This window comes from Agrobacterium sp. MCAB5 (assembly GCF_052114365.1).
Lineage (GTDB): Bacteria > Pseudomonadota > Alphaproteobacteria > Rhizobiales > Rhizobiaceae > Agrobacterium > Agrobacterium tumefaciens.
The window spans coordinates 73,386-98,430 of the sequence record NZ_JBFREP010000001.1 but is presented as its reverse complement, the minus strand read 5'-3'; the positions used below and the strand labels follow the sequence as shown (position 1 = coordinate 98,430).

The following is a 25,045-nucleotide window of genomic DNA, read 5'->3' as shown; positions in this document are numbered from 1 at the left end:
GCTCTAATAAACATCGCGCAGATACCGTTTTTCGCGCTTCAGCCGGTTTACATAGTCGCTTGCCGCTTCCGCAGAGATGCCCGCCTCGTCAATAACGATCCGGTGCAGGGCATCGTCAACATCCTTCGCCATGCGGGTCGCGTCGCCGCAAACATAGAAATGGCCGCCCTCTTCAAGCCATTGATAGAGTGCCTTGCCGTTTTGGCGCATACGGGTCTGAACATAGATCTTTTCGGCCTGATCCCTCGAGAAAGCGAGATCGAGACGGGTCAGCACGCCATCGCGACTCATCTTTCCAAGTTCGTCTTCGTAGATGAAATCCGACTGCCGGTGCTGATCGCCGAAAAACAGCCAGTTCCAGCCCTTTGCGCCCCGCGCCTGCCGTTCCTGCAAAAATGCCCGGAATGGCGCAATGCCCGTGCCGGGTCCCACCATGATAACAGGTGCGTCATTATCCTGAGGCACGCGAAACGCCTTGTTCGGAGAGACGAAAATCCCGGCACTCTGCCCCGCTTCTACCCGGTCCGCGAGATAAGTGGAGCACACGCCGCCACGCTCGCGACCTTCGGCGCGATAACGCACGCTGGCGACTGTCAGATGCACGCTGTTGTGCGCGGCCAGAGGGCTGGAAGAGATAGAATAGGCGCGATGCTGTAACGGCTTCAGGAAAGTCACGAATTCAGCAAGCTCGAATACGGGTTTTTCACCGAGACTAAGCAGGTCGAGAATATCCTTGCTCCAGAGAAAGGCGGCAAGCTGTTCCCTGTCTCCATTCGCAAGGATGTGGCTGAGTTCATCGTGCCCTGCGCGCTTGCCGATCTCGGCGACCAGTTCACGCGACGGTGTCGATATCTCGAACATATTGAGAAGCGCATCGCCGACCGGACGGTCGAGTCCGACGACTTCGCCATCCGCGCTCACTCCGAAGCGTTCGAGCAGCGCGCCTACCAGTTTCGGGTCGTTTAGGGGAACGACGCCCAGAGCATCCCCCGCCTCATAGTCGAGACCACTTTCGCCAAGATCAAATTCGTAGTGGCGAATTTCCTTGGACGAAGCAGGCCCGGAAAGAAGGCGATTGACGCTCACCTGCGCGGCATAGGGATTCTTGCGGCTCCAGCCCTGTTTTGCCCGCGCGGGCGCCTCGGCGATCGCCGGCACAACCGCCACCTTATTGCCACCATCGATGGCGAGCGCGAGTGGCAGGGTCTCGCCGATCCAGTTGGCGGCGACATCTTCGAAATCGATATCGCAATCGATACGCGTCTTCATCCGTTTGCCGCCAAGCTGCTCGAAGCGGGTATCGATGAGCTTGCCCGCCTGGCAGAAGCCATCGTAACCGGTGTCGCCAAGCGCAAGCACGGCAAAGTTCATCTCATCCAGCCGGGGTGCGGCCTCCTTGGAAAGGGCCTCCCAGAAAAGCTGGGCATTGTCAGGCATTTCACCTTCGCCGTAGGTGGAGGTGACGACAATGACGCGCTTCATGGCGCCCAGACTATCCATGGACACATCATCCAAGGCAGTTACCACAGGCTGCATGCCCTGGGCACGGGCGGCGTCGGCTATATCCATCGCCAGCGCCTCGGCATTGCCGGTCTGGGTGCCAAAGAGAATGTTCAGCACGCTGGCCGCCGCCTTGGGAGCGGCAGCGGCAACCGATGTGTCCATACCCATTGCTGCGCGGGAATGAAGCCCGGCCAGGAAGCCGGATAGCCAGGCGCGCTGGTCGCCATTGAAAGGGGCATCTTGAGGAATGTAAGGTATCTTCATCATGCTGCCCTGTTCTGGCTGGATGCGGTGGCAAGGTCGGGAATGGCACGCGCCGCGAAAAGCTCCTCAAAGCCCGGCAGACGACCAATCTTCTCGATGTTTTTGCGGTCCTGCTGAATGATCCAGCCATAGGTGCCGGGACTATCCACCGACCAGATGTTGCGGCGCGCGAGCGCCTGCTTGTAATCGTCGAGCCGCTTGGCGGCGATCATCACCGCAAGCTGCTCGTCATCATGATCGGAAAGCGCCTCGCGCGCATATTTCAGCAGCCGCTGCATCAGCGCATAGTCCTCCGTGAGGACGAGATTGCGCACGGCTTTTTCGATGGCGGGATCGGAAGGACCGGATGCCATCGGCAACCGTTGGAGAGCAATGGCCTGCGCCATACTCAAAACCGTGTAGTTGTTGATGAGCGCATACATGTCTTCCGTATCCGTCTCCCCATAACCAGGGACGGTTCCGTTCAACACGGCCTTGCGGTCGCGATAAGCCAGCTTGAACTTCCGCACCTGATGGGCGGCAAGCGCGGACGCCAGTTCCTCCAGCAGCTCCTTGCGGGGCTTGGCTTTCAGAATTTCGTCGCTGTCCTGATAAAGCAGCAGGGCGCGCGGCATGCCGTAGACGAAATTGTGCTGTTCGCTTTCCCAGTTTTCCAGAATCCATGCGGCCTTGGCGGACCCTGTTTCGTCGACATGCCAGGTCAAAAGCTGGTGAACGGCCTGATTGTGGATAGATGCCTGTTCGTCCTCGCCGGTGATGGAGCCGAGCAGGATGGAATCATGGCTCACCTTCTTCGGCAGATCGCCGTAAGGGTCATATTGATAGACGAAGCCGCCGCTCATGCCGTTGCCGAAACCCTTGCCGAAACTGCCGAGGTTAAGCACAGCGCCATTGGTCATATATTCGCAGGCGAAGTCGCCCACACCTTCGACAACGGCTGTCGCACCCGAATTGCGCACCGCGAAACGGTCGCCCGCCTGCCCTTCCACGAAAGTGCGACCGCCGGTGGCGCCGAACAATGCAAAATTGCCGACCAGCACATTGCCATCAGCATCTTGCGAACCGCCACCGGGGGAGCGCACTACAATGGTGCCGCCGCAGGCGCTTTTGCCGACGCCATCATTGCAGGTACCGGTATGGACCATGACCATGCCGTCATTGCAGAAAGCGCCGAAGGACTGCCCGGCTGAACCTGATGTGTCGATGCGCACCGAACCCGCCTCCAGAAAACGGCGGCCACGGCTATCCCGCTTCACAGCCGGAAGCGCATCCGCCTCTTCGTCGGAAAGTTCGTGGTTCAGCATGCGCTCGATATCGACGGCGAGCTGGCCGCCAACACTCTTGTTGCAATTGTTGAGGAAGCGGTTGCCGCCAAGCTCGATGTTTTCCCGTCTGCTGTCGATCAGAGCCGAGCGCACGAGTTCAATGAAGGCATCGTCCAGCGCGAAGTCCTTTTCCATATAGACCGGGCTGTCGATCTTCACTTCCTCCACCACCGAAAGCATCGCCCGCAGGTCAAGCTGGCCGACACTCGCCGGATGATCGAGGAGGTGAAGAAGATCGGAACGGCCCCGAGCTTCGCGCAGCGAGCGCAGCCCGAGTGCGGCCAAGATCTCGCGGGTTTCATGGGCGATGTTCATGAGGTACTGCGCCAGCGCGCGTGGATCGCCGTTGAAGGCTTCCTGATTGGTGGTGAGGCCGGCGGGGCACTTGATGTTGCAGTTCTTCGCCATGACGCATTTCAGCATCATCAGCGCCGTGGTGCCGAACTCGAAGCTGTCGCCGCCGAGAAGGGCCGATTTCACCACGTCGCTCGCCGTCTGGTGCGCGCCGGAGCAGCGTAGCAGCACCTTGGCACGAAGGCCTGTGGCACAAAGCGCCTGATGCACCTCGGCGATGCCGATTTCCGCCGCGCGGCCGGTATATTTGAGGCTGGTGACAGCGGCCGCACCCGTGCCACCGGTATTGCCGGCAACATTGATGACGTCCGCACCCGCTTTCGCAACACCGACTGCAATCGTGCCGATGCCTTCCGACGAAACGAGCTTGACGATGACGCGCACGCGCGCCGCCTTGGCGTCGTGGATTAGCTGGGCCAGATCCTCGATCGAATAGGTATCATGGTGCGGCGGCGGCGAAACCAGCTCGACGCCTGGGGTGCCGCCACGGGCCGCGGCTATTTCCACCGTTACCTTGGGGGACGGCAATTGCCCGCCCTCGCCGGGCTTTGCACCCTGGCCGATCTTGATCTCTATTTCCTCCAGCATCGGGTCGGCAAGATAACCCGCCCAGACACCAAAACGGCCAGACGCGAACTGCTTGATGCGCGAGGCGCGGATGGTGCCGTAACGGGAAATATGCTCGCCGCCTTCCCCCGAATTCGACATGCCGCCAACCATATTGGTGCCATGCGCCACCGCCTCATGGGCGGCTGCGACCAGCGCGCCATGGCTCATCGCACCCGAAGCGAGGGTCTTGGTGATCGCACTCGCCTTTTGCACAGCGTCGAGCGCAATGCTGTCAGGTGCGGTGCGGATCAGCGACAGATAGGTGAATGCTTCACCCTTTGCCTGAACCAGAAGCGCGCCGCCCTCTAGCCAATGGCCGGCAATATCCTCACCGAAACGATCGAGCAGCGACTGTCCGAGTGCGGCAAGCCGGGAAAGCTCATGACCGTGCGGGCCGGTCAATTGCAGCCGGAACGCGCCTTCGCCCGCACCTTCGCAGAGCAATCCGCGCACCATGAAGCTGTTGTTGCCACGTCTGGAAAAGCGCCCCATCTCGCGGCGGAATTCTTCGGCCGAACCGGCAAAGGTCACATCAGCCGGCAATTCCAGAACATCACGCAGGGCTGCGGGACGGCGGGCCCTTTCTTCGGCCATCATGCGTGCGAAGGCGCGGTAACCCGGCGTTACCTCGAAAGCGTCGATTGCTTCGGGCGTCAGCCGGTCGAAGCTGTTGTGATAATAGGCCGCATCGTTGAGGCCGAAAGCATCCTCCAGCCGGTTGAGCGGCAGGAGACGTAGCGCCTCTTCGTTGTCGGTTCCCTTGTCGAAACCGATCTTTTCCTCCGTCATATCGACGAAACCGCGAACCGCCGTCGTGCCATAGGAATGGCCAGCACCTTCGGCGCGCTCCTTGAAGAGACCGAGCAGCGGAATGTCGTTTTCACTCTTTACCGACAGCGCCTTTCGATGCCAGTCCGACACCGCCTGCGCGATGACAGCGAAGGTAACGCCACCGACCGGGGTCTTAACATTGGGGAAATAACGCTTCAGCACAGGATCGTTGGTGTCGAGGAAGTTCGGTTCGAAGAACTCGCCGCCAATATAGCTTTCCGCCGTGCACAGCCCGACCTTGCCCATGGTCTTCATCAGCGACTTTTCAGCCGCCTTGGCAAAACGCTTGAAGGCCTTGTCAGCATCGGCACCGAATTTCTCCTCGGCACGGAACTGCACGCCGAGTGGGTAGACAGCCGAAGCCCCGAAACCAAGGCCCGCTGCGATGTGATGCGAGGAGGAAAACTGCCCACTTTCAACGATCAGGGACACGCGTAACCGCAGACCCTCCTCGATCAGCCGCTGGTTGATGGCGGAGACGACCATGATCATAGGCAAGGCTGCACGACCTGCCGAAACGTGCCGGTCAGTGACGACGGCAATACCGCCCTCCCCAGCCGCGAAAGCCACAACCTCACCGCAGAGGCCATCTATCGCCTGACGCAAGGCCGCTTCGTTGGCACTCGCAGCATCAAAGATCGGCGTATAAAGCATCTCGAAACGACGAACTGGCGTCTCCGACTGCTCGCGAATGCGCAGCATGTCGAGATGGGTCAGGATCGGGGAGCGCACGACAATCTGGCGGGCCGCTTTCGCACCGCTATTCGGCTTTGCGCCGAGCGCCACGCGCAGCGTCATGCCATCGGCCTCACGAATGCTGTCGAGCGGGGGGTTGGTGACCTGCGCAAAGCGTTGCGAGAAATATTTGGCAACCCCGCCTTCCTGATCGGAGAGCGCGTTGATGGCATTGCCATAACCCATGGCCGAGATTTTTTCAGCACCCGACGCCAGCATCGGATCCATCAGGAACTTGAAGCTTTCCTGATTGTGCGAATAGGCGACATAACGCTGATGGCGTTCCAAATCGCCATTGTATCGAAGCGGCGATCCCTGCTTTTCGGCGGGCACCTCCGGCAAATCCGCAAGCATGACGCGCGCTTCAGACAATAGCGACGGGTAGTCCCTCCGCGCCGCCAGAAGCTCCAGCGCCTCGACGGTGGAAAAGGCGCGCCGTTCGGCGTGGTCGTAATAAAGCATGCCGCCGGCCTCGATGCGACCGCGACGAATGACGCTTTCGGCCGGAAAGGCGATCTGCCCCGCCTCCGACATGACGCAGAGATAATCGTCTGTCTCGACGGTCCGCAGCGGGCGCAAGCCGAGGCGATCAAGCCGTGCGCCGATGATGGTGCCGTCGCCGAAAATCAGCGCAGCCGGGCCGTCATTCTTCTCCTCGTAGAGCGAGAAATATTCCAGCATCGCCTTGACGCCGGGCGAGAGCGTGTCGTCGTTTTCCCAGGCGGGCGGCATCATCGAGACGACGGCGGTGACGAGGTCGAGACCGTCTTCCATCACCCGCGCCTGCAATGTCTGGTCCAGACGGCAGCTATCAGACTGGCCCTTCGGCCGGATGATGCTGGCATTTTTCGCCAGCGCCACGGCCGCTTCCGATAGCCGGTTCTTCTTGTCGGTGTTGAGTTCGCCATTATGCGCCATTAGCCGAAAGGGCTGCGCCATGGAGGGGTGCGGATCCGTATTGGTGGAAAACCGCGTGTGGAAATACATCGTATGCACTTCATGGCGCGGATCGGTCAGGTCGCAGAAATAGGGCATGACCTCATGCGAGTTCAAACGCCCTTTCAGAACCTGCGTGCGCGCGCTGAGCGACAGCGGATAAAAACCGGCAAGTTCCGGCGCGGTATAGGCAAGCGCCTCGATAGCGAGCAGCGCCTTGTGAATACGCCAGTCGAACTCGGCAAGGGTTGCGCATTCCGCTGGCGCCGAAAAGACCCATTGCCGGATCGGCAATTGATAGGAAATGGCGGCCGCGCGGATGGCCGCGTCATTCACCGGTATATTGCGGACGAGCAGGATCGAGAAGCCCTGTTCCTCCAGAGCACTGCCGATGATGCCGATCGCCTGGTCATGAAAAGCAGGGTTCTGCGGCAGGAAAAAATTGCCGACGCCGAACCGGCCGGCTTGCAAGGAATCGTTGCCCGTCAGCTTCCGGAAAAATGAGAGTGAAAGATCGAGCGACACGCCAGCACCATCGCCCACGCCCTCCGCCGACATGCCGCCGCGATGCGGCACGGCACAGAGCGCCTCGTGACCGCGCTTCAGCACATCATGCGTCTGCACGCCGTCCTTGCGGGTGATGAAACCGACGCCACAGCTGCTTTTCTCAAAAGCCGCATCGTAAAGGCCGAATTTTTGCTCCGTCACGCTCAAGGCTCTCTCCTCTCGTTGCGCATTCCGCGCGGCATCGCCCTTTTCCCGAAACCCGGCGCGTCAGCCGGCACTCTGCGGGCGGAGCCGCAGGCGACCTGGCTGCTCCTCTTCTTTTCTGCTTATCGGCGTTTAATGGCGCGAACGGTCGTTTTGCGGCCGCCAAACGGCGTGGCGGCATTGGCCGCTTTCTCGCAAATAATGATCGTCATCGTTCGCATTGCGTTCCCTGATGGCCGGCATTTCCGGCAGTGAGACACATTGAATTACGTCAGTATTGCTTACATAATATTTCATGACGGACCGAGTCAAGATTAAAATCGGCCTCACGCAATAAAAAAACAAAAACGCCGCGAAATCCGACAGGATTCCGCGGCGCGATGGCTGCAGAGATGTTTATATTGCCCTGTTCACTCCGAGGGCATGTCCAGTGTTCGGCTGAACCACAGTGCGACCAGTGTACAGACTGCACCCGACATCAGGTAAATGCCGACGGCAAACAGTCCGAATTTGGACGAAAATCCGAGCGCCACGAGCGGTGCAAAACCAGCGCCGATCAGCCAGGAAATATCCGAGGTGAGCGAAGCGCCGGTATAACGGTATTCGCGGCTGAAGCGGGAGGCAAGCGCACCGCCCGCCTGGCCGAAGGACAGGCCAAGCAATGCAAAGCCGACCAAGACGAAAAGATAACGCCCTATATCGCCCGAACTCAGCAGGAGCGGCGCCACGAGGCTGAAAAGACCGATCAGCACTGCGGCGAAAGCCAGCAGCTTCCGTCGGCCGATTTTGTCGGCGAGAATACCAGACACGACGATCATGCCGCCGGCGATGATGGCGCTGACGAATTGCACGAACAGAAAGTCCGAAACCCGCTGGGTGGTATTGAGGGAAACCCAGCTCAGCGGGAAGACCGTGACGAGATGGAAGAGCGCGAAGCTTGCCAGCGGCACGAAAGCGCCAGTCAGCACGACCGGAAACTGCGAGCGCAGCATCTTGAACACGGGGCGCGGCTCCAGCTCATGCTGTGCAAGCATGGACTGGAATTCCGGCGTGACAATCATGCGCAGGCGGGCAAAGAGCGCGAGAACATTGAGCGCGAGTGCAACGAAGAACGGGAAGCGCCAGCCCCAGGCCAGGAATTCCGCGCTGGAGAGCTGCGTCACGAACACGATGAAGAATGCGCTGGCAAGACCAAAGCCCATCGCCGCACCAATTTGCGGCATCATGGCGTACCAGCCGCGCTGCTTCGGCGGTGCATTCATGGCGAGGAGCGAGACAAGACCATCCCAGGCACCGCCGAGGCCAAGTCCCTGACCGATACGGAATACCGCCAGAAGACAGGGGGCAAGCATGCCGGCTTCCGCATAGGACGGAAGAAAGCTGATCGCCATGGTGGAACCGCAAAGCGTGAACAGGGCCGCCATCAGCTTGACGGCACGCCCGAACTTTCGGTCGATCTGGAGGAAGATCAATGAACCGATCGGCCTTGCGATGAAGGCCAGCGAGAAGACCGCGAAGGAATAAAGCGTCGCCGTCAGCGGATCGACGAAGGAAAAGAAGACATGCGGAAAAACGAGCGCGGAGGCGATGGCGTAGATGAAAAAGTCGAAAAACTCCGTCATTCTCGCAAGAATGACAGCAATTGTAATGCGATCCGGATCGACCTTGACCGGATCGGTCCCATGTCCCTTCGCTTCCGGCGCCTGCCCAAAAGATGGAGCAGCATCAGTATAACTCATAATATCCCTCCTGCGTCATGGACGAACCATTTCCTGTAACGCGCCGGCTCCTCTTCCTTAGCGTTACGATGCGACGGATTGTCACACGCACCCTACGTAACGTCAATTGAAGTTTGATAAGAAAGGCTTGCTCCGCAAGCTCCCTATGCGATAATGCAGCCGCTCCGCCTTCAAACGCGGCTCCGCTAAGCCTATGGTGCATCGCGAAGGTTTCGCTGCACCGCGACAATATACCTCATTTCAAAAATGATGTTCGGCAATTAATCGCGGCATAATCCAAACTGTACGAGTTCAAAGAACGTGCGCATGATCAAGAAAATCACATCTGCCCTTCTGGCAATCCCCGCACTGCTGCTGCTTAGCGGCTGTAACCTCGTGGTGATGAACCCTTCGGGCGACGTCGCCATCCAGCAGCGCGACCTCATCATCACGTCCACGGTTCTGATGCTGCTCATCATCGTCCCGGTTATCGCCCTGACGCTATTCTTCGCATGGAAGTATCGCGAATCGGCGAAGGCCGAGGATTACGATCCCGAATGGCATCACTCGACGCGCCTTGAAATGGTGATCTGGTCCGCCCCGGTCGCCATCATCCTGATGCTAGGCACGGTGACCTGGATTTCCACCCACCGTCTCGACCCCTACCGCCCGCTGGAGCGTATCGACGAAAACCGTCAGGTTACCGCCGAGACCAAGCCGCTTACGGTGGAAGTGGTGGCCATGGACTGGAAGTGGCTGTTCTTCTACCCCGAGCTCGGCATTGGCAGCGTCAATGAATTTGCAGCTCCGGTCGATGTTCCGATCAACTTCAAGATCACCGGCACGACCGCGATGAATTCGTTCTTCGTTCCGGCACTCGCCGGCCAGATCTACGCCATGGGTGGCATGCAGACCAAGCTGCACGCGGTCATCAACAAGGAAGGCGTTTATGACGGCTTCTCGGCCAACTTCTCCGGCCCCGGCTTCTCGCATATGCGCTTCAAGTTCCATGGTCTCAGCCAGCAAGGCTTCGATCAGTGGGTTGCGAAGATCAAGGATGGCGGCAAAGGCTTCGGCCGCCAGGAATATCTCGACTTTGCCAAGCCTTCGGAACGTGAGCCGGTGCAATATTTCGCCTCCGTCGATCCGCAGCTTTACGATGCCATCCTCAACCGCTGTGTCGAGCCCAACAAGCTCTGCATGCGTGACATGATGCATATCGACGCCAAGGGCGGCGGCGGCAAGGAAGGCATCGATATCGCCAAGGCGCTGAACTCCGTCGTCTGTACACCGCTTTCTCCTTACGGTGTCGCCAGCGGACCCCAATCCACTCCGGCTGCGATCGAAGGACAGACTTTCGAACCCGCGGCGCTGCCGGAAACGAAACAAGTCGCTGGCTGACGGATAAGTCCCGGCATTATGCGGCGCGGCCAATGGCTGCGCCGATCTTATGTCTTAGAATCGCAAGAGGCTAAAAATGATCGTCAATTCCGATCAAACGTCATTCCTGTTCGGGAAGCTGACATGGGAGTCCATCCCGCTTCACGAGCCCATTCTCGTCGCGACCTTCGCGGCAGTGGCTCTGGGCGGCATCGCCGTCGTCGGCGCCCTCACCTATTTCCGGCTGTGGGGTTATCTCTGGAATGAATGGTTCACGAGCATCGATCACAAGAAGATCGGTATCATGTACATCATTCTGGCACTCGTCATGCTGCTGCGCGGTTTCGCAGATGCCATCATGATGCGCGTCCAGCAGGCGATCGCCTCTGGTGGATCGGAAGGCTATCTTCCGCCGCACCATTACGACCAGATTTTCACGGCCCATGGCGTCATCATGATCTTCTTCATGGCCATGCCGATGATCACCGGTCTCATGAACTTCGTCGTGCCGCTGCAAATCGGCGCCCGCGACGTTTCGTTCCCCTTCCTCAACAACTTCTCGTTCTGGATGACCACGGCCGGCGCCGTCATCACCATGATCTCGCTATTCATCGGTGAATATGCGCAGACTGGCTGGCTTGCCTATCCGCCGCTTTCCGGCATTGATGGAAGTCCGGGCGTGGGTGTGGATTATTACATCTGGGGTCTGCAGATCGCCGGTGTGGGCACGACGCTCTCGGGTATCAACCTGATCGTCACGATCATCAAGATGCGCGCACCCGGCATGACCATGATGCGGCTGCCGATCTTCGTCTGGACGTCGCTGTGTTCGAACATCCTGATCGTGGCATCCTTCCCGATCCTGACCGGCACGCTCGCCCTTCTGACCCTTGACCGTTACGTTGGCACGAATTTCTTCACCAACGATCTCGGCGGCAACCCGATGATGTATGTCAACCTCATCTGGATCTGGGGCCATCCCGAAGTTTACATCCTGGTGCTGCCGGCCTTCGGCGTCTTCTCGGAAATCGTCTCGACCTTCTCCAACAAGCGTCTTTTCGGTTACGCCTCGATGGTCTATGCGACGGGTGTCATCACCATCCTCGCCTATATCGTGTGGCTGCACCACTTCTTCACCATGGGTTCCGGCGCAAGCGTCAACGCTTTCTTCGGCATCACCACGATGATCATATCGATCCCGACCGGTGCGAAGATCTTCAACTGGCTCTTCACCATGTACAAGGGCCGCATCAAGTTCGACGTTCCGATGCTGTGGACGATCGGTTTCATGATCACCTTCGTCATCGGCGGCATGACCGGCGTTCTTCTCGCTGTTCCGCCGGCGGACTTCGTGCTCCACAACTCGCTGTTCCTCATCGCCCACTTCCACAACACCATCATCGGTGGCGTGGTGTTCGGTGTGCTTGCGGGTATCGTTTACTGGTTCCCGAAGGCCTTCGGCTACCGCCTCGATCCGTTCTGGGGCAAGCTGTCCTTCTGGTTCTGGTTCATCGGCTTCTACTTCGCCTTCATGCCGCTCTACATTCTCGGCCTGATGGGTGTGACCCGCCGTATCAGCCAGTTCGAAGACAATTCGCTCCAGATCTGGTTCCTGATCGCAGCCTTCGGCGCCTTCCTGATCGCGCTTGGCATCGCTTCCTTCGTCATCCAGCTCATCGTCAGCTTCTTGAAGCGCGATCAGCTCCGTGACGTGACCGGCGATCCCTATCATGGGCGTACGCTGGAGTGGTCGACCTCGTCGCCTCCGCCTGCCTACAACTTCGCTTTCACGCCGGTTGTGCATGACGTCGACGCCTGGGCGGATATGAAGAAGCGCGGTTACGACCGTCCCAAGGAAGGCTTCATACCGATCCATATGCCGAAGAACACCGGTGCGGGCGTAATCATCAGCGCCATCAGCGTCGTGCTTGGCTTTGCCTTGGTGTGGCACATCTGGTGGCTGGCGGCTCTGTCCATGCTCGCAATCATCGCGGTCTCGATCGCCCATACCTTCAACTACAACCGCGAATACTACATTCCTGCCTCCGATGTTTCGACAGTCGAGGCGGAACGTACGAAGCTGCTTGCGGAACAGGCGTAACGAATATGGCTCATACACCTGCACAAAGCGCCGCGGGCGCGGAAACACCGGTCTTCTACCTCAAGGAAGACCACCATCCGGAGAACGGCACCTCGCTGGGCTTCTGGCTCTATCTGATGAGCGACTGCCTCATCTTCGCAACGCTGTTTGCCACCTATGCCGTTGTCGGCCGCAACTACGCGGCCGGCCCTTCGGGCGCAGATCTGTTCGATCTGAAGCTTGTGGCGATCAACACGGCCTTCCTGCTTTTCTCTTCCATCACCTATGGCTTCGCCATGCTGGAAATGGAAAAGCAGAAGGTGAAGACGACGCTGATCTGGCTCGGCATCACCGGTCTCTTCGGTCTCGCCTTCCTCGCCGTGGAACTTTACGAGTTCCATCACCTGATCGAAGAAGGTGCAGGTCCACAGCGTTCAGCGTTCCTTTCCGCCTTCTTCGCGCTGGTTGGTACGCACGGTCTGCACGTCACCTTCGGCGTGATCTGGCTCGTCACACTGATGTTCCAGGTCGCAAAACATGGTCTGATCGCCGCAAACAAGCGTCGCCTGATGTGCCTGTCGATGTTCTGGCACTTCCTTGACGTCATCTGGATCGGCGTCTTCTCCTTCGTTTATCTCATGGGAGTTCTTTGATGAGTTCCGAAGCACACGCACACCACGACGCGCATGGCGACGACCATCATCACCATGATGGCGCCAGCCACGGCACGTTCAAAAGCTACATGATCGGCTTCGTCCTGTCGGTCATCCTGACGGCGATCCCGTTCTGGCTGGTCATGGGCGACGTTCTTGAAAACAAGACGCTGCTGGTCATCGCGATCATGGGTCTCGGCGTCATCCAGATCTTCGTGCACATGATCTATTTCCTGCACATGGACACCAAGTCCGAAGGCGGCTGGACCTTCATGGCGCTGATCTTCACCGTCGTGGTGCTGCTGATCACGCTCTCCGGCTCACTCTGGGTCATGTACAACATGAACAAGAACATGATGCCACTGCACATCGAGGATGTGAAAAACCTGCCCTGAGCAGCCATAGATCAACGGCCTGCCGGATTTCCGGCGGGCCGCTTTCTGCGCCAGCACACGACCCCGCAGCGCATAACCCCATGAATCGTCGGCGCGATTTATGGGGTTATTTGCTGGAAGACCCGGATGCCGACAGCCGACAGTGTTGCCGCAGCAAACCGCATGGCCTTGCAAGGACTGTGAAACCATGACCGATCCGTCGACAACCGCCCCGCACACGCGACGCATCCGCCCCGCAGCAATCGTCGTCCTGCTTCTGACTATTTTACTGACAGGCTTCCTGCTGGCGCTTGGAACATGGCAGGTTCAACGTCTCTTCTGGAAGCTCGATCTCATCGAACGCGTCGAAGCTCGCGCCCATGCCGCACCTGTGGATGCACCGGCAGCCAGCGAATGGCCGGCCCTTGCCGATCCCGCAGAGTATGAATATCGCCGCGTGAAACTGTCCGGCACCTTCCTCAACGACAAGGAGGCCCAGGTCTATACGGTCAGTGATCTCGGGCCCGGCTACTGGGTGATGACGCCGCTGAGACGCGATGACGGATCGAATATCATCGTCAATCGCGGCTTCGTGCCTTCCGACAAACGCGATCCATCCTCGCGCCGGGAAGGGGAGCCAACCGGGCATGTCGAGATCGTCGGGCTGATGCGCGCGTCAGAAACCGGCGGGCTTTTCCTTCGAACCAACGATCCGGCAAATCGGCGCTGGTACTCCCGCAATATCCCGCAGATATCGCAGGCATCCGGCCTTTCCGGCGTGGCGCCCTTTTATGTCGATGCCGATGCGACGCCCAATCCGGGTGGCCTACCGGTCGGCGGCAAGACCATGCTCACCTTCCCCAACAACCACCTGTCCTACGCCATCACATGGTACATTCTGGCGGCCATGGTAATTGCCGCTGGATGGTACGTGCTGCGCAATCTCAACGCGCCGAAATCGAAACGGGAAGAGGATTGAACAGCCGGTTTTACCGGATGGTTCATAAAATCACTTCCTTCTTCACGTTTTGCTGATCTATAACGACAGTTCGGCCTGACATTGCCCGTCGGCGCATTTTCGTTTCGGTGAGTTATGGCAAGAGCATTTCTTCTCGTTCTGGATTCCTTCGGTGTCGGCGGTGCGCCTGACGCGGAGCATTATGGCGACCTCGGCGCCAATACGCTCGGTCATATCGCCGAATTCTGCGCGGCAGGTGCTGCCGACAGGCCGGGCCTTCGGGCGGGTCCGCTGAAGCTGCCCAACATGTCTTCGCTTGGTCTTCTGGAGATTGCACGACAATCAAGCGGCGACACTCCCGCCGGCATGGAGCCGCCGGAGCGTATTTTCGGCCTGCATGGCTCTGCCAGCGAAATATCGAAGGGCAAGGATACGCCCTCAGGCCATTGGGAGATCGCGGGCACGCCCGTCACCTTCGACTGGGGCTACTTCCCGACAGAGGGCGACGCCTTTTCTCCCGAACTGGTGGAAGCCATCTGCACGCAAGCGGATATTCCAGGCATTCTCGGCAATTGCCACGCTTCCGGCACCGAGATCATCGCGAAGTTTGGCGAAGAGCATATCAGGAGCGGCAAGCCGATCTGCTACACCTCATCCGATTCCGTGTTCCAGATCGCAGCGCACGAGACCCATTTCGGATTGCAGCGGCTCGTCACGCTCTGCGAGACGGTGCGCAAGCTGCTCGATCCGCTGAATATCGGCCGTGTCATTGCCCGTCCCTTCATCGGCGAGACGGTCGCAACCTTCGAACGCACCGGCAACCGCCGCGACTTCTCCGTTCCGCCGCCCGAACCGACGTTGCTCGACCGCCTTGTGGAGGCTGGCAGGAAAGTGCACGCGATCGGCAAGATCGGCGATATCTATGCTCACAAGGGTGTGTCGCGCATCATCAAGGCAAATGGCAACAGCGCCCTGATGGATGCAACGCTGCACGCTATTGACGAAGCCGAAAACGGCGATCTTGTCTTCACCAATTTCGTCGATTTCGACATGCTCTACGGCCATCGCCGCGATGTTGCCGGTTATGCAGCGGCGCTTGAAGCCTTCGATGCGCGCATTCCGGAAATCCATCGCAAAATGGCGCCGGGCGACATCGCCATTCTTACCGCTGACCATGGTTGCGATCCCACATGGCGGGGCACGGACCATACACGGGAAAGAGTGCCGATCATGGCATTCGGGCCGGGCATCCGCTCCCGCGATGTCGGCATTCGTTCAAGCTACGCCGACATCGGCGAAAGCATCGCCCACCATCTAGGAATCGAGGCCGGTTCGCACGGCAGGAGCTTCATTTGACATCGCATTTGCTGAAAGCGGAAATTCACTGCCACCTGGAAGGTGCGGCACCCCCTGCCCTCGTCGCAAAACAGGCCGAGAAATACGGCATAGACACCAGTAGCTTTCTGCGCGACGGCCAGTACGTCTGGTCGGATTTTGCGCAATTCATCCAGTGCTACGATGCGGTGGCGCAGGTGTTCAAGACCGATGAGGATTATGCGGTTCTGACGCAAACCTATCTGACCGAACTTGCCGAGGCCAATACGATCTATAGCGAGCTCATCATCTCGCCCGATCATGGCGACCGCATCGGGCTCGGCGCTGACGCCTATCTCTCCGGTATCGCCGAGGGCATCCGGATCGCGAAAGAAAAGACCGGTATCGAAACCCGCATCATCGTGACCGGCGAGCGGCATTTCGGTCCTGAACGGGTCATCGCGGCGGCTGAATATGCAGCACGGACGAAACACCCGCTGGTGACCGGTTTCAACATGGCGGGCGAGGAGCGCATGGGCCGCGTCGCCGATTATGCACGCGCCTTCGACATTGCCCGCGATGCCGGCCTTGGGCTGACCATCCATGCGGGTGAGGTCTGCGGACCGGAAAGCGTCGTCGATGCGCTCGACCTCGTAAAGCCGTCGCGCATCGGGCATGGCGTGCGCGCCATCGAAGACGCCGCTCTCGTCGCCCGGCTGGTTGAGGCGGGAACAGTGCTTGAGGTCTGCCCCGGATCAAATATCGCGCTCAACGTTTATCCCGATTTCGGCAGCCATCCGCTGAGGGCGTTGCGCGATGCCGGGGTGCGCGTCTGCATCAGTTCCGACGATCCGCCATTCTTCTTTACCTCGCTTGCCCGGGAATATGCGCTGGCTGCGGATGCTTTCGGTTTCAGCGATGCCGAGATCAACCGCATGACCCGAACCGCACTGGAAAGCGCCTTTGTGGATGAAGTCACACGCGCCCGGCTGCTTGCGAAACTCGATAGCCACTAGGCATCGGTTGGCGGGGTAAAACCGCGAAGAAGGCTTGCGAAAAGCCTGCTTTCGGTGAATTACAGGGGCACAGGATAAAAAAGGAAGGCCAGTTTCATGGACGGCGTCACAGTCATCGAACATCCGCTGGTGCGGCACAAACTTACCATCATGCGCAAGAAGGAAACCTCGACAGCCGGCTTCCGCCGCCTGCTCAGGGAAATCTCGACGCTGCTCTGCTATGAAGTGACGCGCGACCTTGAAATGACGATGGAAACCATCGATACGCCGCTCGAAACCATCGAGGCTCCGGTGCTGGAGGGCAAGAAGCTGGTTTTCGCCTCCATCCTGCGTGCCGGTAACGGCCTTCTGGAAGGCATGCTCGAGCTCGTGCCTTCGGCGCGTGTTGCGCATATCGGTGTGTATCGCGATCACGATACGCTGGAGGCGGTCGAATATTACTTCAAGGCTCCTGAAAGCCTCGATGCCCGCCTTATCATCGTCGTCGATCCAATGCTGGCGACCGGCAACTCCTCCATCGCTGCGGTTGAAAAGCTGAAAGAGCGGGGCGCGAAGAACATCCGCTTCCTGTGTCTGCTGGCTGCACCCGAAGGCATCAAGAATTTCCGTGAAGCGCATCCCGATGTGCCGATCTATACTGCCGCAATCGACAAGCAACTGAATGAAAAGGGTTATATCGTTCCCGGCCTCGGCGATGCGGGCGACCGCATGTACGGCACGAAATAACACCGTTCATCATCGCTTAACCGTTTGAGCCATTCGCCGACCAACAAGCGGCGAATGGCTTTTTCTTTTAAGATTTCAGCATGTTTTGCGTCTATTCTGCATAGGGATAACCCTGCTTTCTCAGGAGCGACGACTTGCTGGCGCGTACGATTTTTCTGCTTATCGGTCTTTCGGTCAGCGCCACGCAGATTCCGGCGCTGGTGGAAAAATTTCAGCCGCGCCCGGAAGCCAAGGTGGAAAAAGCCGAAGTCAAATCGGAAGCCGTCAAACCGGAACCCGTTTCGCTTGGTGGCGTCAATCTGAAAGCGGACGCACGCGGCCACTTCAACGCCGCTTTCCGTATCAACGGCAAATCTTTCGACGGGCTTGTCGATACCGGCGCCTCCATGGTTGCCATCAATGAGACGATCGCCCGGCGGCTCGGTTTCGGCGTCAACAGCCTCGATTTCAAATATCCGATCTCAACCGCCAACGGCCAGACCATGGCGGCCTATCTGAAGCTCGACCGGGTGGAAATCGGCACGATCCGCGTTCAGAATGTCGACGCCATGGTGCTGAAAGATAATGCGTTGAGCAACATGCTTGTTGGCATGAGCTTCCTGAAACAACTATCGTCATTCAAGGTATCGGGTGGCGAAATGAGGCTGGTCAGGTAATTCGCTCGAGGACCACAGTGCTGGTTTCCATCGCAGTGTCAGCAACCCCATAGCAGGCCGTAATCCTTTTGACGGCAAGTTCCGCTTCTTGCTTAGAGGCCGCATGGACGCAGGCGATTGGTTCGCCTTTTTCCACTTTTGTGCCGAGCGGCAGGATATCGGAGATCCCGACCGAGGGGTCGATCTTGTCTGACGGCATTCTTCTGCCGCCGCCAAGCTCGACAACGACCATGCCGAGATCGCGCGTCGCACAGGATGCCAGCCAGCCGCTGCGCTCAGCCGAAACCGGGAGAATGACCGGCGCCGATGGCAGGTAACGCGATGGATGATCGACAAAGTCCGCAGGCCCGCCAAGTGCTGCGACCATTTTCGCAAAGACTTCCATGGCACGCCCGGAGGAAAGGGCGGCCTCAGCCAGCGCCTCGCCTTCATCCAGAGTGGCCGCGCTGCCCGCTTGCACCAGCATTTCCGCAGCAAAGGCAAGAACCACCTTTTCGAGACGCGTTCCCGCCTTGCGGCCAGCCAGAAAGTCCAGGCAATTGACGATTTCGACCGCATTGCCTGCGGCATCGCCAAGCGGCTGGTTCATGTCGGTTATAAGAGCCGTCGTCGGCAGGCCTGCGCCATTTGCCACATCGACCAGCGCGACGGCGAGATTACGGGCATCCTCCACACTCTGCATGAAAGCGCCGTTGCCGACCTTCACATCCAGAACCAGCGTCTGAAGTCCGGCCGCAAGCTTCTTAGACAGAATGGAGGCGGTGATCAACGGGATGGAATCCACCGTCGCAGTCACGTCCCTGATAGCATAGAGGCGCTTGTCTGCGGGGGCGAGATCGCCCGTCTGGCCGATGATGGCACAGCCGACCGTCTTGACCGTCCGGCGGAACAGGGCTTCGTCCGGCATCACATCGTAACCGGGGATCGCTTCCAGCTTGTCGAGCGTGCCGCCGGTATGGCCAAGACCCCTGCCGGAAATCATCGGCACCGCAAGACCGCAGGCGGCAACGATCGGGGCGAGCATCAGGGAGACGTTGTCGCCGACGCCACCGGTCGAGTGCTTGTCCGCCACCGGCCTGCCAATATCGTTCCAGGACAGGACATCACCGCTGTCGCGCATGGCGAGTGTCAACGCCACCATCTCGTCGCGGTTCATACCCCGGAAAAACACCGCCATGGCAAAGGCAGCGGCTTGGCCTTCCGATATGCCGTCCTTGGACAGCGCCTCGATGAAAGCGGCAATCTCCTGCGGCGCAAGAGACAGGCCATCACGTTTGCGGCGGATGATTTCCTGCGGGATCAAGCTCAATACCCGCTGGCGGCCTTGGCCGGTTCGCCACCGGCCAGCACGTTCAGGACATCATCGAGAACGCCGGAAGCGCCGAAGCGGAACGTGGACGGCATGGCCCAGTCGGGCGCCATGATGGTTTCCGCCAGCCGCAGATAAAGCGTGGCGTCTTCCACCGTGCCGACACCGCCGGCAGGCTTGAAGCCCACCTTCTGCCTACTGTCGCGGATCGCCTGCAACATGATATCGGCGGCTTCCAGCGTGGCGTTGATGGCGACCTTACCTGTTGAGGTCTTGATGAAATCGGCCCCTTCGGCAATGGCGAGTTCGGAAGCACGACGAATAAGAGCCTTGTCCTTCAGCTCGCCGGTTTCGAGAATGACCTTGAGAAGAACGGGTGCGACGCAGACCTTGCGTACGGCAGCCACCATCTCGGAAACAGCCGTTTCATCGCCTGCTATGAACTTACGATAGGGGATGACCAGATCGATTTCGTCGGCACCGTCGCGGATAGCCGCCTCGGTCTCCGCCACCACGGTCGCAACATCCAGATCGCCCGAAGGAAAATTGACGACCGTGGCGATACGGATCGCATGGTCTTTTCCGAAAGCGGCACGCGCCTGGGCGACGAAACGCGGCCAGATGCAGATCGCGGCGGTATTGCCGTATTCGGTATGAGCCCTCTGGCACAAAGCAGCAATCTGCTCGGGCGTGCAGTCTTCCTTGAGGTTGGTCAGGTCCAGCAAGGATAGTGTCAGGGCAGCCGCTTCGCGCGGACGCTGGAGTTCCATGGTCACGCTCCTCCTGCGATCATTTCTTTCAAGATGGCGGCAAGCCTCTTGCCGCCTACCGGAGCCATGTCCTTGGTTTCCTCATGGCTCAGTTCAGCGCCAGTCATGCCGGCACCGTAATTGGTAATAACCGATGCGGCGGCAACGCGCATCCCGAAAAAGCGGGCGAGGATGACTTCCGGCACGGTGGACATGCCGACGGCATCCGCACCCAGCAGCCGCGCCATGCGGATTTCCGCCGGCGTTTCGAAACTCGGGCCGGAAAACCACATATAGACGCCGCCGAACAAGGGCACCGTCGCGCGGATCGCGGCATTACGCATCGCGAGCATCAGGTCCGGATCATAAGCCGTGGTCATGCCGACGAAGCGGTTGTCGCTCTCTTCGCCAATCAGCGGGTTCATGCCGGAATAATTGATATGATCGGTGATCTGCATGACCGAGCCGGGCGGTATGTCCTGCCTGACCGAGCCTGCAGAATTGGTGAGGATGAGCGACTGCACGCCAAGACCGGCGAGCGCCTCAATGACCGCGCGCATGGCGGCCGGATCGCCTTTTTCGTAATAGTGCACCCGGCCGGACAGCATCATCACCGGCTCGCCACCGAGATATCCGGCCACCAACTCGCCCGCATGGCCAGAAACGCCGCTTGCAGGGAAACCGGGAAGTTCGGCATAGGGCACGCGGATCGCATCGCTGACCTCGTCCACAAGCGACCCCAGGCCTGAGCCCAGCACGATGGCGATGCGCGGCATCAGGCCATTCAGACGCTCCACCAGAATATCGATCAGCGTATCCGGCATCAGGGCAGCTCGGTCTTGAAGCTGAAGGGCAAAAGTTCATCCATGGTCATGACCTTCTGAACACCGGTTTCGTCACAGAGATAGACCTTGGTGTCTGGCGAGGCGAATTCGGCGATCTTCTGCCGGCAGCCGCCGCAGGGCGGGCAAAGAGCAAGCTTTTCCGCGATGACGGCGATCTCGCTTATCTTCTTTGCTCCACCCATGATCATGGCGCTGATGGCCGAAGGCTCGGCGCACCAGCCTTGAGGGAAGGAGAGGTTCTCGATATTGGCGCCCTTGTAGATCTTACCGTCTTCAGCGCGGATTGCCGCACCGACAGGGAATTTCGAATAGGGCGCATGGGCAAAGGCCATGGCCTCCACCGCTGCCTCGAACAACTGATGGGACATTGGTTCACGGGACATGGATTTAACGCTCCTTCGCATAGGCAACGCCACCGGCCTTGGGGGGCTTGGCGACGCCGATGAAACCGGCAAGCAGGATGCAGGTCAGAATATAGGGCATGGCCTGGAAAATCTGCACCGGCACTTCACCGATACCCGGCACGGATTTGCCCTGCATGAAGTTGGCGAAAGCATCCAGGAAACCGAAGAGCAGGCATGCGAACATGACCGGCACCGGCTTCCATTTCGCGAAGATCAGCGCGGCTAGTGCGATATAGCCCTTGCCGGCCGACATGTTGGCGATGAAGGCCGCCGATTGCGCAACGGCGAGATAGGCGCCCGAGAAACCGCAGAGGAAGCCGGCAACGATGACGGCGCGGTAACGCATCCATGTCACCGAAATGCCCGCCGTATCGACCGCGCCCGGATTTTCACCCACCGCGCGCAGGCGAAGGCCGAAACGGGTGCGGTAAAGCACCCACCAGGACAGCGGCACTGCCAGAAAGGCGAGATAGGTCAGGATATTGTTGCCGGAAATGACATTGGCGTAGAGCGGGCCGATGAAAGGCACTTCGCGCATCGCATCCGCACCAGGCAGGATGATCGGTGCGAAACGGCCTTCGCCCGGCAATTGCGGCGTGCGCCCGCCCTGCCCGAACCACGCCTGCCCCAGAACCACCGTCAGACCGGCGGCAATGAAGTTAAGCGCCACGCCCGAAACGATCTGGTTGCCGCGATTTGTGATGACGGCAAAGCCGTGGATCAGCGAAAACAGGATGGAGACGGCGATGCCCGCAAGCAGGCCTGCCCAGGGATTTGCGGTGAGATAGGCGACACAAGCCGAAGCAAAGGCTGCCGCCAGCATCTTGCCTTCAAGGCCGATATCGAACACGCCCGCGCGTTCGGAAAACAGCCCGGCAAGCGCCGTAAACAGAAGCGGGATGGTGAGACGGACGGTCGAGCCGAGAATGCTGACCAGCATATCGAAGAAATCCATATCAGCTCACCCCTTTGCCAAGCGCTGGTAGATGCGGACGATCGCCGGCCGGTACATGTATTCGAGCGCGCCGGCAAACAGGATAACCAGACCCTGGATGACGACGATCATCTCACGGGTAATATTCGGCATCTCGAAAGAGAGGTCTGCACCGCCCTGATAGAGAATGCCGAACAGCAGCGCCGAAAACAGAATGCCGAGCGGGTGGCTTCGCCCCATCAGCGAGACGGCGATGCCGACGAAACCCGCACCGCCGACAAATTCCACCTGCAAGCGGGCGGACGCGCCCATGACCGGGTTCAGCGCCATCATACCTGCCAGACCGCCGGAAATGAGCATGGCGATGATGACGGTGCGCGCATAGGGAATGCCGGCATAGACGGCGGCCGAGGGGCTGACGCCGAGCGTGCGCATCTCATAACCGAGCTTGGTGCGCCAGATCAGCACCCAGACGAGAAAACACATGACCAGTGCGATGATGAAGGAGACGTTGAACGGCGCCGGCCCGAGCTTCAGGCCGAACAGCGCCATCAGCCAGTCGAGCTTCGGCAATTGCCCACCTGGCAGAAAGGTGCGCGTTTCCGGCGCCATCTTGCCCGGCACGATCAGCACGTTCACCAGCAGATAGACCATCAACGCCGCAGCGATGAAGTTGAACATGATGGTGGTTATGACGACGTGGCTACCGCGTTTTGCCTGCAGCCATGCTGGAATAAACGCCCAGGCCGCGCCGAAAACCGCAGCGCCGATGATGGCGAAGGGCATCGTCACATACCAGGGCACATAACGGTCGAGCGCCAGCGCCACCAGCGCCGCGCCCAGTCCGCCAATATAGGCCTGGCCTTCAGAACCGATGTTGAACAGACCGGCATGGAAGGCGACCGCCACAGATAGGCCGGTGAAGATGAAACTCGTCGTATAAAACAGCGTGAAGCCGATGGCATCGCCACGACCTAGCGCACCTTCGATGAGCAGGCGAAGCGCCGCGAGCGGATTTTCACCGATCGACCAGACGACGAGGCCGGAAATCAGAAATGCGGTAACTACATTTAAAAACGGCAGGAGGCCGTAGGTGATCCAGTTTGGCAGGGGTACGGAAGCGGTGCTCATTCATGCCTCATGCGGCGATGCCGGCCATCATCAGGCCCAGCGTCTGTTCTTCGGCTTCCGCCGTTTTTTCTCCAACGACACGCCCGGCGAACATGACCATGATCCGGTCCGAAAGGGAACGGATTTCATCGAGTTCAACCGAAACCAGCAAGATCGCCTTGCCGGCATCGCGCATTTCGATGATGCGGCGATGGATGAATTCGATGGCGCCGATATCCACACCGCGGGTCGGCTGGCCGATGATCAGCATCTTGGGGTCACGCTCGATTTCGCGGGCAACGACGATCTTCTGCTGGTTGCCGCCGGAAAAATTGGCGGTCTTCAGCTGCGGGTTCGACGGGCGGATATCGTATTTCTCGATCTTTTCGACTGCATCCTTGCGGATGGCCTCGGGGTTGAGGAAAGGGCCTTTGCCGTATCGCTCGTCATGGTGATAGCCGAGGATGGAATTTTCATATTCCTCGAATTTCAGCACCAGCCCCATATGGTGCCGGTCTTCCGGAATATGTGCGAGACCGAGTTCGCGCAGAATGGACGGATCGGGTCGGTCAACCTTCTGCCCGGCCACCCATATCTCTCCCGAGTAAGGCTTGCGGATGCCTGCGATCGCTTCGAGAAGTTCGGACTGGCCATTGCCGGCCACACCGGCGATGCCGACGATTTCGCCGGCGCGGACATCCAGCGAGACATCGTCCACCATGGTGACGCCCCGGCTGTCCTTGACGGTCAGATTACGGATGGAAAGGAGAACCTCGCCCGGCGTCGTCTCGCCTTTTTCCACCCGCAGCAGCACGCGACGGCCGACCATCAGTTCGGCCAGTTCCTCAACGCTGGTTTCGGAGGTTTTGCGGGTCGCCACCATTTCGCCGCGGCGCATGACGGAGACGGAATCCGTGATCGCCATGATCTCGCGCAGCTTGTGGGTGATGAGGATGACGGTTTTGCCCTGCTCACGCAGGACACCGAGGATCTTGAAAAGATGATCGGCTTCCGCAGGCGTGAGAACGCCGGTCGGCTCGTCGAGGATCAGGATTTCGGCGCCACGATACATGGCTTTCAGGATTTCGACGCGCTGTTGCAGGCCGACCGGCAGTTCTTCGATCACAGCATCCGGATCTACTTCCAGCCCGTAGTCGTCTTCAAGGCGCTTCAACTCCTTGCGCGCAGCCGCCCTGCCCTTGGCAAGCGATGCGCCGCCTTCCGCGCCCAGCATGACGTTTTCCAGCACGGTGAAATTTTCCACCAGCATGAAATGCTGATGCACCATGCCGATGCCCGCACTGATCGCAGCCTGGCTGTCGCGGATCGATACCGGCGCGCCGTTTACCCGGATTTCACCGGCATCAGCCTGGTAAAAACCGTAGAGGATCGACATCAGGGTCGATTTTCCGGCACCGTTTTCCCCGATGATGCCGTGGATCGTACCCTTGGCAACGGTCAGGTTGATATTCTTATTGGCGTGAACGGCACCGAATTTTTTATCGATGCCCACGAGTTCGATTGCTGGGTCCATACTCAAACCGAAACCTC

At 59.3% G+C, this 25,045-nt stretch carries 19 protein-coding genes and 1 pseudogene; 9 read left to right on the top strand and 11 right to left on the bottom strand.

Translation table 11 applies throughout. The features are described 5' to 3' along the window. Positions 1-3 precede the first annotated feature (3 nt). The 3 genes from AB4Z23_RS00435 to AB4Z23_RS00425 all read right to left on the bottom strand — a co-directional run bounded on the left by AB4Z23_RS00435 (position 4) and on the right by AB4Z23_RS00425 (position 9,007). Positions 4-1,770, bottom strand: a complete 1,767-nt coding sequence (locus AB4Z23_RS00435) for a sulfite reductase subunit alpha (RefSeq protein ID WP_421476022.1) — start codon at positions 1,768-1,770, stop codon at positions 4-6. Continuing rightward, positions 1,767-7,271, bottom strand: coding sequence for a glutamate synthase-related protein (locus AB4Z23_RS00430; RefSeq protein WP_421476024.1), 5,505 nt, complete (start codon positions 7,269-7,271; stop codon positions 1,767-1,769). Before AB4Z23_RS00430 ends, AB4Z23_RS00435 begins: the two co-directional genes overlap by 4 nt. 407 nt (positions 7,272-7,678) lie before the next feature. Beyond that, a complete protein-coding gene (locus AB4Z23_RS00425) occupies positions 7,679-9,007 on the bottom strand; it encodes an MFS transporter (protein ID WP_003514422.1) in 1,329 nt (442 codons plus the stop codon). Between the two features lie 306 nt (positions 9,008-9,313). On the opposite strand from AB4Z23_RS00425, the gene cyoA reads away from it, so the two are divergent. The 4 genes from cyoA to cyoD all read left to right on the top strand — a co-directional run bounded on the left by cyoA (position 9,314) and on the right by cyoD (position 13,494). Further along, positions 9,314-10,387 (top strand): ubiquinol oxidase subunit II, encoded by a 1,074-nt coding sequence (gene cyoA / locus AB4Z23_RS00420; protein ID WP_003514421.1) that lies wholly within the window; start codon positions 9,314-9,316, stop codon positions 10,385-10,387. A 76-nt stretch (positions 10,388-10,463) separates the two neighbouring features. Further along, complete coding sequence (gene cyoB, locus AB4Z23_RS00415; protein WP_003514419.1) at positions 10,464-12,467, top strand: cytochrome o ubiquinol oxidase subunit I; 2,004 nt, start codon at positions 10,464-10,466, stop codon at positions 12,465-12,467. A gap of 5 nt (positions 12,468-12,472) precedes the next feature. Then, positions 12,473-13,099 (top strand): cytochrome o ubiquinol oxidase subunit III, encoded by a 627-nt coding sequence (gene cyoC, locus AB4Z23_RS00410; protein ID WP_003514417.1) that lies wholly within the window; start codon positions 12,473-12,475, stop codon positions 13,097-13,099. Further along, positions 13,099-13,494, top strand: a complete 396-nt coding sequence (cyoD, locus tag AB4Z23_RS00405; protein ID WP_003514416.1) for a cytochrome o ubiquinol oxidase subunit IV — start codon at positions 13,099-13,101, stop codon at positions 13,492-13,494. Before cyoC ends, cyoD begins: the two co-directional genes overlap by 1 nt. Here cyoD and AB4Z23_RS00400 read toward each other — a convergent pair. After that, positions 13,430-13,591 (bottom strand): annotated as a pseudogene (locus AB4Z23_RS00400) (twin-arginine translocation signal domain-containing protein); the annotation flags it as partial. The gene cyoD and the pseudogene AB4Z23_RS00400 sit on opposite strands and share 65 nt — an antisense overlap. Positions 13,592-13,681: 90 nt before the next feature. Here AB4Z23_RS00400 and AB4Z23_RS00395 point away from each other — a divergent pair. The 5 genes from AB4Z23_RS00395 to AB4Z23_RS00375 all read left to right on the top strand — a co-directional run bounded on the left by AB4Z23_RS00395 (position 13,682) and on the right by AB4Z23_RS00375 (position 18,143). Then, positions 13,682-14,452, top strand: coding sequence for an SURF1 family protein (locus AB4Z23_RS00395; protein ID WP_421476026.1), 771 nt, complete (start codon positions 13,682-13,684; stop codon positions 14,450-14,452). 114 nt (positions 14,453-14,566) lie between these two features. Then, on the top strand, positions 14,567-15,787 hold the full coding sequence (locus AB4Z23_RS00390; protein ID WP_421476028.1) for a phosphopentomutase: 1,221 nt from the start codon (positions 14,567-14,569) through the stop codon (positions 15,785-15,787). Continuing rightward, entirely contained in the window at positions 15,784-16,761 is a 978-nt protein-coding gene (locus AB4Z23_RS00385) for an adenosine deaminase (RefSeq protein WP_013635251.1), read from the top strand. Before AB4Z23_RS00390 ends, AB4Z23_RS00385 begins: the two co-directional genes overlap by 4 nt. Before the next feature lie 96 nt (positions 16,762-16,857). Then, positions 16,858-17,487, top strand: a complete 630-nt coding sequence (gene upp, locus AB4Z23_RS00380) for a uracil phosphoribosyltransferase (RefSeq protein WP_003493096.1) — start codon at positions 16,858-16,860, stop codon at positions 17,485-17,487. A gap of 134 nt (positions 17,488-17,621) precedes the next feature. After that, positions 17,622-18,143, top strand: coding sequence for a TIGR02281 family clan AA aspartic protease (locus AB4Z23_RS00375; protein ID WP_013635250.1), 522 nt, complete (start codon positions 17,622-17,624; stop codon positions 18,141-18,143). On the opposite strand, the gene deoA is transcribed toward AB4Z23_RS00375, so the two are convergent. From deoA to AB4Z23_RS00340, 7 genes are read right to left on the bottom strand one after another with little or no spacing between them, the layout of a single operon-like run. After that, a complete protein-coding gene (deoA, locus tag AB4Z23_RS00370; protein WP_081308565.1) occupies positions 18,136-19,452 on the bottom strand; it encodes a thymidine phosphorylase in 1,317 nt (438 codons plus the stop codon). The genes AB4Z23_RS00375 and deoA overlap by 8 nt on opposite strands. Beyond that, on the bottom strand, positions 19,449-20,222 hold the full coding sequence (gene deoC / locus AB4Z23_RS00365; RefSeq protein ID WP_003514408.1) for a deoxyribose-phosphate aldolase: 774 nt from the start codon (positions 20,220-20,222) through the stop codon (positions 19,449-19,451). The genes deoA and deoC overlap by 4 nt, the downstream gene beginning before the upstream one ends. Before the next feature lie 2 nt (positions 20,223-20,224). Continuing rightward, on the bottom strand, positions 20,225-21,025 hold the full coding sequence (locus AB4Z23_RS00360; protein ID WP_003514406.1) for a purine-nucleoside phosphorylase: 801 nt from the start codon (positions 21,023-21,025) through the stop codon (positions 20,225-20,227). Beyond that, positions 21,025-21,414: a cytidine deaminase gene (locus AB4Z23_RS00355; protein WP_019564546.1), complete on the bottom strand. Its 390-nt coding sequence runs from the start codon at positions 21,412-21,414 to the stop codon at positions 21,025-21,027. The genes AB4Z23_RS00360 and AB4Z23_RS00355 overlap by 1 nt, the downstream gene beginning before the upstream one ends. Positions 21,415-21,433: 19 nt before the next feature. Then, entirely contained in the window at positions 21,434-22,405 is a 972-nt protein-coding gene (locus tag AB4Z23_RS00350; RefSeq protein ID WP_003514401.1) for an ABC transporter permease, read from the bottom strand. A gap of 6 nt (positions 22,406-22,411) precedes the next feature. Then, entirely contained in the window at positions 22,412-23,515 is a 1,104-nt protein-coding gene (locus AB4Z23_RS00345; RefSeq protein WP_003514397.1) for an ABC transporter permease, read from the bottom strand. Positions 23,516-23,522: 7 nt separating this feature from the next. Continuing rightward, positions 23,523-25,028 (bottom strand): ABC transporter ATP-binding protein, encoded by a 1,506-nt coding sequence (locus AB4Z23_RS00340; RefSeq protein WP_441360012.1) that lies wholly within the window; start codon positions 25,026-25,028, stop codon positions 23,523-23,525. Positions 25,029-25,045: the final 17 nt, after the last annotated feature.

Coding starts and splice junctions, on each gene's coding strand:
- AB4Z23_RS00345 (WP_003514397.1), bottom strand. CDS start 23,515: ATGAGCACCGCTTCCGTACCCCTGCCAAACTGGATCACCTACGGCCTC.
- AB4Z23_RS00390 (WP_421476028.1), top strand. CDS start 14,567: ATGGCAAGAGCATTTCTTCTCGTTCTGGATTCCTTCGGTGTCGGCGGT.
- AB4Z23_RS00355 (WP_019564546.1), bottom strand. CDS start 21,414: ATGTCCCATCAGTTGTTCGAGGCAGCGGTGGAGGCCATGGCCTTTGCC.
- deoC (WP_003514408.1), bottom strand. CDS start 20,222: ATGGAACTCCAGCGTCCGCGCGAAGCGGCTGCCCTGACACTATCCTTG.
- AB4Z23_RS00395 (WP_421476026.1), top strand. CDS start 13,682: ATGACCGATCCGTCGACAACCGCCCCGCACACGCGACGCATCCGCCCC.
- cyoC (WP_003514417.1), top strand. CDS start 12,473: ATGGCTCATACACCTGCACAAAGCGCCGCGGGCGCGGAAACACCGGTC.
- AB4Z23_RS00340 (WP_441360012.1), bottom strand. CDS start 25,028: ATGGACCCAGCAATCGAACTCGTGGGCATCGATAAAAAATTCGGTGCC.
- AB4Z23_RS00360 (WP_003514406.1), bottom strand. CDS start 21,025: ATGCCGGATACGCTGATCGATATTCTGGTGGAGCGTCTGAATGGCCTG.
- AB4Z23_RS00435 (WP_421476022.1), bottom strand. CDS start 1,770: ATGATGAAGATACCTTACATTCCTCAAGATGCCCCTTTCAATGGCGAC.
- cyoD (WP_003514416.1), top strand. CDS start 13,099: ATGAGTTCCGAAGCACACGCACACCACGACGCGCATGGCGACGACCAT.
- AB4Z23_RS00425 (WP_003514422.1), bottom strand. CDS start 9,007: ATGAGTTATACTGATGCTGCTCCATCTTTTGGGCAGGCGCCGGAAGCG.
- upp (WP_003493096.1), top strand. CDS start 16,858: ATGGACGGCGTCACAGTCATCGAACATCCGCTGGTGCGGCACAAACTT.
- cyoA (WP_003514421.1), top strand. CDS start 9,314: ATGATCAAGAAAATCACATCTGCCCTTCTGGCAATCCCCGCACTGCTG.
- AB4Z23_RS00350 (WP_003514401.1), bottom strand. CDS start 22,405: ATGGATTTCTTCGATATGCTGGTCAGCATTCTCGGCTCGACCGTCCGT.
- cyoB (WP_003514419.1), top strand. CDS start 10,464: ATGATCGTCAATTCCGATCAAACGTCATTCCTGTTCGGGAAGCTGACA.